The sequence below is a fragment of the Acinetobacter sp. YH16044 genome, assembly GCF_013417145.1.
GTDB lineage: Bacteria > Pseudomonadota > Gammaproteobacteria > Pseudomonadales > Moraxellaceae > Acinetobacter > Acinetobacter amyesii.
The window spans coordinates 1-8,798 of record NZ_VPEK01000054.1 but is presented as its reverse complement, the minus strand read 5'-3'; the positions used below and the strand labels follow the sequence as shown (position 1 = coordinate 8,798).

General features: G+C 35.2%; 10 protein-coding genes. 3 read left to right on the top strand and 7 right to left on the bottom strand.

Annotated features, from left to right (window positions below; translation table 11 throughout):
- Window positions 1-177: 177 nt before the first annotated feature.
- The 4 genes from FTV38_RS15805 to mobQ form a co-directional block, all read right to left on the bottom strand.
- Complete coding sequence (locus FTV38_RS15805; protein WP_001125247.1) at window positions 178-321, bottom strand: hypothetical protein; 144 nt, start codon at window positions 319-321, stop codon at window positions 178-180.
- A 20-nt stretch (window positions 322-341) separates the two neighbouring features.
- The gene (locus tag FTV38_RS15800) at window positions 342-917 is read right to left on the bottom strand and encodes a plasmid replication DNA-binding protein (protein ID WP_002011656.1); all 576 of its coding nucleotides are present in this window, start codon (window positions 915-917) and stop codon (window positions 342-344) included.
- Window positions 910-1,860, bottom strand: coding sequence for a replication initiation protein RepM (gene repM, locus FTV38_RS15795; protein ID WP_001208778.1), 951 nt, complete (start codon window positions 1,858-1,860; stop codon window positions 910-912). Before repM ends, FTV38_RS15800 begins: the two co-directional genes overlap by 8 nt.
- Window positions 1,861-2,493: 633 nt before the next feature.
- Window positions 2,494-4,248, bottom strand: coding sequence for a MobQ family relaxase (gene mobQ / locus FTV38_RS15790; RefSeq protein WP_257250407.1), 1,755 nt, complete (start codon window positions 4,246-4,248; stop codon window positions 2,494-2,496).
- Window positions 4,249-4,506: 258 nt separating this feature from the next.
- On the opposite strand from mobQ, the gene FTV38_RS15785 reads away from it, so the two are divergent.
- Together FTV38_RS15785 and FTV38_RS15780 are read left to right on the top strand one after the other, a co-directional pair.
- Window positions 4,507-4,881 (top strand): hypothetical protein, encoded by a 375-nt coding sequence (locus FTV38_RS15785; protein ID WP_086322809.1) that lies wholly within the window; start codon window positions 4,507-4,509, stop codon window positions 4,879-4,881.
- 176 nt (window positions 4,882-5,057) lie between these two features.
- Window positions 5,058-5,378, top strand: a complete 321-nt coding sequence (locus FTV38_RS15780; RefSeq protein WP_179997607.1) for a GrlR family regulatory protein — start codon at window positions 5,058-5,060, stop codon at window positions 5,376-5,378.
- A gap of 45 nt (window positions 5,379-5,423) precedes the next feature.
- On the opposite strand, the gene FTV38_RS15775 is transcribed toward FTV38_RS15780, so the two are convergent.
- From FTV38_RS15775 to FTV38_RS15765, 3 genes are all read right to left on the bottom strand, one after another.
- Window positions 5,424-5,717, bottom strand: a complete 294-nt coding sequence (locus tag FTV38_RS15775; protein ID WP_074947749.1) for a type II toxin-antitoxin system RelE/ParE family toxin — start codon at window positions 5,715-5,717, stop codon at window positions 5,424-5,426.
- The gene (locus tag FTV38_RS15770) at window positions 5,707-5,952 is read right to left on the bottom strand and encodes a type II toxin-antitoxin system RelB/DinJ family antitoxin (RefSeq protein WP_111885987.1); all 246 of its coding nucleotides are present in this window, start codon (window positions 5,950-5,952) and stop codon (window positions 5,707-5,709) included. The genes FTV38_RS15775 and FTV38_RS15770 overlap by 11 nt, the downstream gene beginning before the upstream one ends.
- A 174-nt stretch (window positions 5,953-6,126) precedes the next feature.
- The gene (locus tag FTV38_RS15765; RefSeq protein WP_163146734.1) at window positions 6,127-6,327 is read right to left on the bottom strand and encodes a hypothetical protein; all 201 of its coding nucleotides are present in this window, start codon (window positions 6,325-6,327) and stop codon (window positions 6,127-6,129) included.
- A 739-nt stretch (window positions 6,328-7,066) separates the two neighbouring features.
- On the opposite strand from FTV38_RS15765, the gene FTV38_RS15760 reads away from it, so the two are divergent.
- Entirely contained in the window at window positions 7,067-8,635 is a 1,569-nt protein-coding gene (locus FTV38_RS15760; protein WP_159124549.1) for an ATP-binding cassette domain-containing protein, read from the top strand.
- Window positions 8,636-8,798 lie beyond the last annotated feature (163 nt).

The following is an 8,798-nucleotide window of genomic DNA, read 5'->3' as shown; positions in this document are numbered from 1 at the left end:
CTAAAATTAACATAATACACGTTATACGAAATGCTTTATAATTATCCTTAGAAATCAATGATGTAGTTTCTAGTTGATAGCCCACCTTCCCCAAGGTGGGTTTTTTTTATGATTTTTCACGTTCCACGCCTACTATTTAATCAATGTTTCACACTTTTGATTAGCTCAATTGAATAATCAGGATGCCTGGTCTTTTTCTTTTTGGCGTTCATCCAGCTCTTTCTTCAGTGCCTTTTTATCCTGGTACGATGCAATTAGCATAATCGGGATCAGCAGCGGAGCCACAATAATGCCCAGGGCAATGTCTTTCAGTTTCGGCATGATTTCTCTCCCTAGATTGCTCAGTCATGATCAAAAACAGCATTTAGCACACGGCCAAATAATCCACGTTTTTTGTGTTGTGGCACTGCCACATTTTGCAACGTGGCATGCTGTAGCGTTTGGGTGTGGTATGCCGTAGTTTCTTGCTGTGGCACTGCCACATTTTCTGCAATATTTAATTCATTATTCTTTTTATTATCATTGTCTTGTTGTGTTGTCGCATGCTGTGGTAGATCGGTGTCGCATGCCGTAGCATCTTGTTGTGGTGCTGCTGTGGCAGGTGCAACACTTTTCAGCTCAATGAGTGTTTGCATACGGTCAATTTGTTGCATTAACCGTTCTTCACGTTCTTGGTATTTTTTGACTTCATTTTCTAAATGGGCAATAAGTTTTTTTGTAGATTCATCACCTTCTTGCTTAGATGATTCAATTTTTTGAGATGTTTGCTCAGGTTCTCCAAAGCATCGGATGACCTCTGCTAGATCGAATTGTCCATCACTGGAGCGTGATAAACGTCCATTACGTACAGCTCTGTAAATGGTTGATCTATCCACATGAAATTTTTTAGATACTTCACTTAGTGATAACTTAGCCATTTACGGTGTCCTTTTTATTTGATGGCATATATCCCACTTTTTTTAGGTATGGGTATAGTTCTTTTATTCGGTCAGGGTCTTGCAGCATCTCAGCAATACGAACAGCAAATTGCGGATAGCTTTCAGTTCCCTGGGAATAACGACCCATTTCAGGAAGTTCAGAAAGTTTATTTGCAAACATATGGCGTTGTGCATCAGTCATCTTCGTAAAGAGATCTAACGTATTCGGATCTCTTTCTATCGGTGGGTTGTCCTTCTTTTTCTGTTTAAAAGTAAAAGAGAATCCTGAAATTGATCGACCTCTTTTGTGTTGCTCATACTTCACAGTGATATCTGTATGTTCGTTAATTTGTTTAATAGCAAGCTCAAGTACACTAGTTTTAAAGCGTTCCATACGCTTGTACTCTGTATCGAGTACGCCAATTCTTTGACGGAAATCACTTAGCTCTATAACAGGAGTAGAGCCAGTACTTCTCCAAGCAATTAATAATTCATATAAGCGAACAGCATAAGCACTGCTGAGATTACTAACTTGTTGCAATTCGTATTTAGTGAAATGCTCTTCTAAGCGTGTAATTAAGGGAACTATGGCAGGGGCAAAGATAAGTTTAACTACTGCTTCATTATCTACATATCCAATTTCACTAACCCAACGGGATCTATAGTTCTCAATATTCCCTCGTTCATTTATTTTTTGATAGCTAAATTGTCTTGCAAATAAATCATTACAGGCATCTTTTAATGCTTGATAAGCCGTATTGCGATGTACGCCAAATTGATTGATATAACCTTCTGCATGTACTTCAAGGGGATCATTAGCATTAATACCTTTCCCGCTTTCTCTTGCCTCAACAATGGCCAATAAAATTAAACGTTGTTCTACTAAATCTAAGTTATAGCTTGCATTAATTAAGGCATTGTCTTTTACAACTAATTCTCTCATGAAGCACCAGTATTATTTATTATGCTATGACACAATAATTAATTTTAGTGCTATAAGCAAGGTAAACGGTGTCATATTGCAAGGTAAACGGTGTCATATTGCAAGGTAAACGGTGTCATATTGCAAGGTAAACGGTGTCATATAGCCTTTGAAAGTATTGCCAATAAAGGCTTTCAGCGTGTCTAAAAGTATTTAAAAACTTTAAAATAATTAAAAGCCCAGGCAAGGAAAAATTGCCCTTGGTTTTCGCTGCGCTCAAACTCTATTGAATCTCGCTTTCGCTCGATTCGTTGGGGCAATTTTTTGGCTCATTGGGTTGTGACTTTAAAAAAAAGCAAAAGCAGCTCGGAATTCGCTTCGCTCATGAGCTTTTTACTCGCTTCGCTCGACATAAAGCCATCGTAATCAGTTCGCACCCATTCGGGATGCTCTGATTCTGAGTTCTTGATACACAGGGGAGCCTGTAATCAGGGAAAAACAGGTGAAAAAATTTAGATCCCTGTAGTTCGCTCGTAGACACTCGCTAAATGCTCTCATTTGCGATTTAAGAGTTTTTTCTTAACTCAACTATAAATCTACTGTGGTTTAGCAAAACATCGCTAAAAACCCTATTTTTTTGCGTTTAAACAGCATTCACCAAGGTCGGTAATCGTTGTTATTTTCATTTTCTGGTTTTTTAGGCTCATTTTTCTGCTGTTTTTCCAATTCTTGGCGTTTTAAAAATGCCAAATGTTCTCGTTCGTGTCTTTCTTGTTCATAGCGTTGTTCTTTTTGCTCTCGTTCTTTACGTAATTGCTCTCTAAATTCACTTTCTCTGCGATCATTTTCAATTCTTCGTTGGCGATCTACTTCCGCTTGGCGTACTTGCTGCATTCTTTCTTGTTCAATTTTGAGATCATCTGCCCGTTTTGCTTTAAGGAGGGGACTCATATCATCATTAAAATCATGTAGGGTATCGAATGAATGAACGTACTCTCGTTTTAGCTTCTGCCAAAACGTGGGTTTTATCGTTGGTCGTTCAATCCCATTATTTTCCAGTATCTCTGAGCATTGACCTAAGCGTTGGACGACATTCTCAATATCGTATTCTTTAGCAAGTTGTTCGACCTCGGTTGCGTATTCTCTCCAGTTCTCATTTTTTGCCTGTTCTACTGATTTTTCAGTCGCATAAAAATCAGGTTTTTTTATATCTCTGTAAGTATGATGATAAGAGTCATAAAACAAATTATTGCTATGTAGGTAAAAATCGCTTTTGTTTTCTGCTAACCATCGTTTTGTCTTGGTGAGATTTGATTCAATCTGCTTTTGATTATCAGCAGCATTGCTTTGAATGGTGTAAAACTGATTGGCAAATTCTGCATAAATATCTTGGCACCGGATGAAGTCATCATATGCGTTGTCGATCTGTTGAACCTGTTGTTCTTGCAGGCGTTCTTCTTCTAGGTTGAGATTTACTAATTCTGCTAAAAGCTCTTTTTCTTCTGCTTCGGTTAACTGAAGTTCGTTTTCCAGCTGGGTAATCTGATCTTCTAATCGACTTGGAACAATAATTTCTTGATCAAGGCCCTTGATGATCTGTTGGTATTCTCGTGCAGCATCTAAATTTTTGGCTTTGATTGCATCATTTTCAAGTGCAATTCTTGGCAGCACAATTTCAGTGTTACGTTCTTCAAGCGGTCTTTTTTGTTCCTCGTCATATTGTCTGCGAAGTGCTGTAGCTTCATGCCCTTCATGATGAGTGGGTTCAAGAAAGTCTAAGCCCTGATCCTTGTAACTCCGGTGGTCGATGCGTTCGTCTAGTCCGGCATTTTCCAATACTGTGTTTACAACATTGGCAAAAGTTGCTCGGCTGTCCTTCAGGATCTCGGGACCATGGTCGTTGAAGATTCTTTGTTTCTTTCCTAATTCGCCTTTTTCATTGATGAGTCTGGTCGTGAACATCATGTGTACGTGATAGTTTTTATTATTGGTTTCATCGTTATGTTCATGTGGTGCATGGATGCAGGCATCGACAATAACATTGTGCTTGTTCACAAAGTCTCGGCAAAAGTCATCAACGATTTTTATGCGTTCTGCATCTGTTAATTCATGTGGTAAAGCACAGATATATTCTTTGGCGAGTCGTGCATTGGCTTTCATTGAGCCATTGGCATTGAATTCTTTTTTTTCTACTGTATTCCAAAGTGTTTGACGGTCTAAAAGTTTTGTATTGGTATGTTCTGGTGCATAAATATTTTTGTATTCAAGTCCCTTTTTTTTAGTGTAGTCCTGAGTCTTTCCAAAAGTCAGATCCTCTAATTTTTCACAGGCACGATAAGCAGCACAAGCAACGGCTGAACGTCCGTCACTTCGTGAGATGTTGCTTTCATTCAAATGAAAAATTGCCACTTTAAAAACCTAAATTTCTGCATACCGTGGTTTTGATTTTTGCAACTTTGAAAAAGTTGCTGACCATGCTAAAGCGAGGTCATGGGGTACAGGGGTTTCCCCTGTCGCAACGTCCACTTTTGAATGAAATGATAAAAGTGGGTAAGTGCGCCCTTCATTTCATTCCGGGAAAACTCCGCTTCGCTACGTTTGATATTGCTCGCTTTGTTTTTTGACTCTATGATGATGTTTGATTATTGATCATCACGGTTTAATACTATGTCAGATATTCAAGAAAAGAAAGATGCAGTTTTAAAGAAGCTCACTAAAGCACAGCAGAAGAAGTTATCTCTACAAGAGCAAATTGAGTATTTGAAAAAAGAACAAGAGCAGATCTTAGAACAGGCAAAACAGAAACAGAATGAGCTTAAACTTAAGCAGCAAAAACTTTTAAGTGAAGCCAAAGCTCAAGAACGGAAAAATGAAACTAGACGGAAAATTTTGCTTGGCGCTTGGGTTTTGAATAAATTTAAGAATGATGAATCTTTTAAACATCAATGGGCTGATTTTGAGCAGTTTTTAAGTGCGGAAAGTAAGACAGAAGAAAATAGACAGAAAGATAAAGAGCTTTTTAATGATCTTTTTAAGGGATAAGTTCTAAATTTCATATAAGAGATTTTATGTTAAATAAAGGTTAACTACTATGAAATGCTAATGTTTGTATTACAGGAGAGGTAGCTCAATTTGTTTGAACAACTAAAAGCTTATTTAAAGTTGAAATTGGCGTAAAATATATAAAACACTCACTTTGTTGAACTGGTATTTTAAGAATGCGAGATGGTATTTACTTCCTTGAATTTCAAGATAATTTTAATGATTTTGGTAATGGAGTTTTTGTAGTACAAAATAATATAATAAATGGTGGAAACTATGCATTTTCCTTTCAAGGTGAAATCATTAATCAAAAATCGAAAGTTATTATAAAACAACATGATAATAGTATAGAAAAAGCTATAAATGAAACTTTAAATGTATCTATTAAAAAGACGAATTATGATTATGAATTATTAGGGAGTATTACTAATAGACCTAATTTAGTCGTTTATATAAAAGCAAAATTTATAGGTGACTTATTTCTAAAATTAACATAATACACGTTATGCGAAGTCAAAAATGGGAGCTCTAAGCTCCCATTTTTAGTCTTTAATGCGCTTTTTCGCTTCGTCATAAACTATGCTGTCAGCTCGTTTCCCAACCGTAATGAGCAAGATAACTACCTGATCATCTTTAACTTGATAAACTAGTCGGACTCCAGCCTTTAATAATTTAATTTTGTAGCAACCTGCAAGATCACCTCTAAGCATATTCTTTGGAATATGTGGCTGCTCTATGACCTTGGCAAGTTTTTTCTTAAATTGATCTCTTATAGCACTAGGAAGCTTTTCCCATTCAGCTGTGAAGTCCTTATGACGTAAAAGCTTATAAGTCATCTAAAGTAATTTCCTCAAACATTTCTTTAGGATCATTAATACGTTTACGAACAATCGCTAATAGCTCGGTATCCTCTTCTGAGAGTAAGGCTTTTTGTACAGGGAGTTTCCCAGTCGCTGCAATGTATTCAAGGACATTTGTAAAAAACTCAGTAGGTGCAATACCTTGTTCTCTTAGAACTGAATAAGATTTTTCTTTAAGGGCTTCATCGACCCTGAAGTTAACAGTAGCCATTATTTTTCCCATTTATTGAATGCATAGGAATATTGTAATGCAAGTTGCATTACGTGGCTAGTTCGTATAATCCGTATTATGTTAATTTCAGAGAAACTATTACAAATAGAATATTACTTTTATATTCTCAAATGAGCCGCTATCTTTCTTAAAAAATACTATAAATAACTGTTATTACTGATTATTATTTTTTAAATCAGGGCGAATTTTATAAATATTATTTTGGAGTTCAAAAATATGACTGAGAGCTTTTCCTATCAGTAAGATATTTTCTCTATTTTCTAGTGATGGATCTGATTGAATCTTACTAGGAATACTGTCTAATAATATTGCAGCTTGATACAAATCATCATTTATTTTTTTTAATTGATCCATTTTTCTCTTCTATATATGTTGGTAAGGATCCCAATCATATTACATTGAGATCCTGATTTATTAGGCCGTGGTATATCTTGTTGTAGCTTCTCTAGTTTCTGAACTAAAAAGGTTTAATAATCTATCCGATGATGGTACAGGAAGATTTGGTGGATTCCAATCACCTGTAGTGATGCATGTATTTAAAGAGTTTCCACACTCTGACATTCCACCGCTACCAGCAGACCCATAGACATCAATACAGTCTGCATAATATTCTGCACACATCACAATTCTTTCGTTAAATAATATGAAGGCGTTGTAGGATCATATGCAAGAGCAAGACTACTAGTTATTATTGTACTAATTAGAACTATTTTTTTTAAGAACATAAGAAAATTGCAAAAGTGCATATTCTAAAAGCGGACATTTTTACTTTGGAGAAACCGGACATTTCTACTTTGGGCTTACATCTAAGTTTCGTATAACCGCCATTATGTTAAATAACTTTTAGAAGCTTTAGTACAAGCTTGACAGATTGTCTTATCATTATAAAATAACCTTATTCAAATCATCCTCCCAAGAGTAACGCCAATGAAGTAAGTCATTTTCTCATCATTATTTTTAAACTTTTGATGTGCAAAATAGATTCTACTTGTGGCTATATATTCTTGGTCTCTACTTTATATCCTAAATAATATATTGTTTTTTATAAGTTAATCTTCACTATTTTGCATATCCTCTACATGAGGAATTTTTTATGCAACATGCATGTATTGCTTCAAACTTAAATTTAGAATTTTCTACACAGAAAATGTTTGATCAGCTAAACATTACGCTTTTATCAGGACAGGTTTCTGCATTAATTGGACGTAATGGTTTAGGTAAATCCCTATTGTTCAGAATATTAGATCAAAGCCAAGCTTTAGATATTCATTATAGTGGTCAAGTTTCATGGAATATCCAACATGATTATTTGGCACAATTAGAACGCCTTAATGCTGAAAATATTGCACAAGCATTAGAGGTAGATCATTTACATCATGCTTTTCGGCGTATAGAGAACAATACAGCTAGTTTTGATGATTATGAGTTAGTTGAAAATACCTGGGATTTACCACAAAAATGGCAAAATATACTTGAAAATGCTGACTTACCTACGGATTTGAACTTTCCAACAGAAAAACTGAGTGAAGGACAAAAAACAAAGCTGGCTTTATGTCGTTTGTTTTTAAAAAAGGATCACTATCTACTTTTAGATGAACCAAGCAACCATTTAGACTCAACATCTAGACAATGGTTAATTGAGAGTATTTTGGCACACCCTAGTGGTGTATGCCTGATTAGTCATGATCGCCAATTACTCAATCAAGTCCAACATATTTATGCTTTAACTGAATTAGGCTTACAACACTACAAAGGTAATTATGAGCATTACATTCAACAGCATCAGCTACACATGGATGCATTAACTCAGTCTATTAATAATGAGAAAAAAGAATTAAAGCAGTTAAAACAACGGCAACATGATAGCTTAATGAAAGCGAATAAACGTCAATCTAAAGGCAATGAACTTCGTGATTCTAATTCTCAAGCAAAGATTTTTCTAGATTTCAAAAAGGAAAATGCTGGACAAAGCTTAGGTAAGCTACGTGCCCAACAAACTCGACAAACTGATGATTTGAAAAATAGTCTGATTAATAGGCAGACCATTGTAGAAAAAATCAAAGCTCAGAAGTTTGAATTCCACTTACAGAGTACGAAGCAAGGAGAGATTTTAAGAATTCATGATTTAAAGCTACCCCATACAGCAACAAATAAAATTAATTTTGCATTGAAAGCTGGCGAAAAAATCCATCTTAAAGGTGCTAATGGAATTGGTAAATCAACCTTATTGAAATTGATTTCTACCCATCAACGTGATGATATTTTCTTTAGTGGAACATGTTTGTATTTAGATCAAAACTTTAGTTTATTAAATAATGATTTATCCGTAATCGAAAACCTTGCACTTTATAACTCCAATCTTACTGAAGTTGAGTGGAGAAATTTGTTAGGTCAGTTACGTATTCGTCGTGAAAAAGCTTTATTAAAACTATCAGAACTGAGTGGTGGTGAAAAATTGAAAGTCGCATTATTAGCAATGAGTCACTATCCTGATGGTATTGATTTATTATTGCTTGATGAACCAGAAAATCATTTAGATATTGAGTCTAGAGAGCTTCTATCGCAGGCTATTAGCCAATATCAGGGCGCTGTAATTTTAGTTTCACATGATCATTTTTTTGTTGAACAGTGTGAAATATCTGAAGAGTATTTAATTGAGTAAAATGACATTTTCAAATATATAGATTTATTAGTTCTACTAAAATTAACATAATACACGTTATACGAAATGCTTTATAATTATCCTTAGAAATCAATGATGTAGTTTCTAGTTGATAGCCCACCTTCCCCAAGGTGGGTTTTTTTTATGATTTTTCACGTTCCAC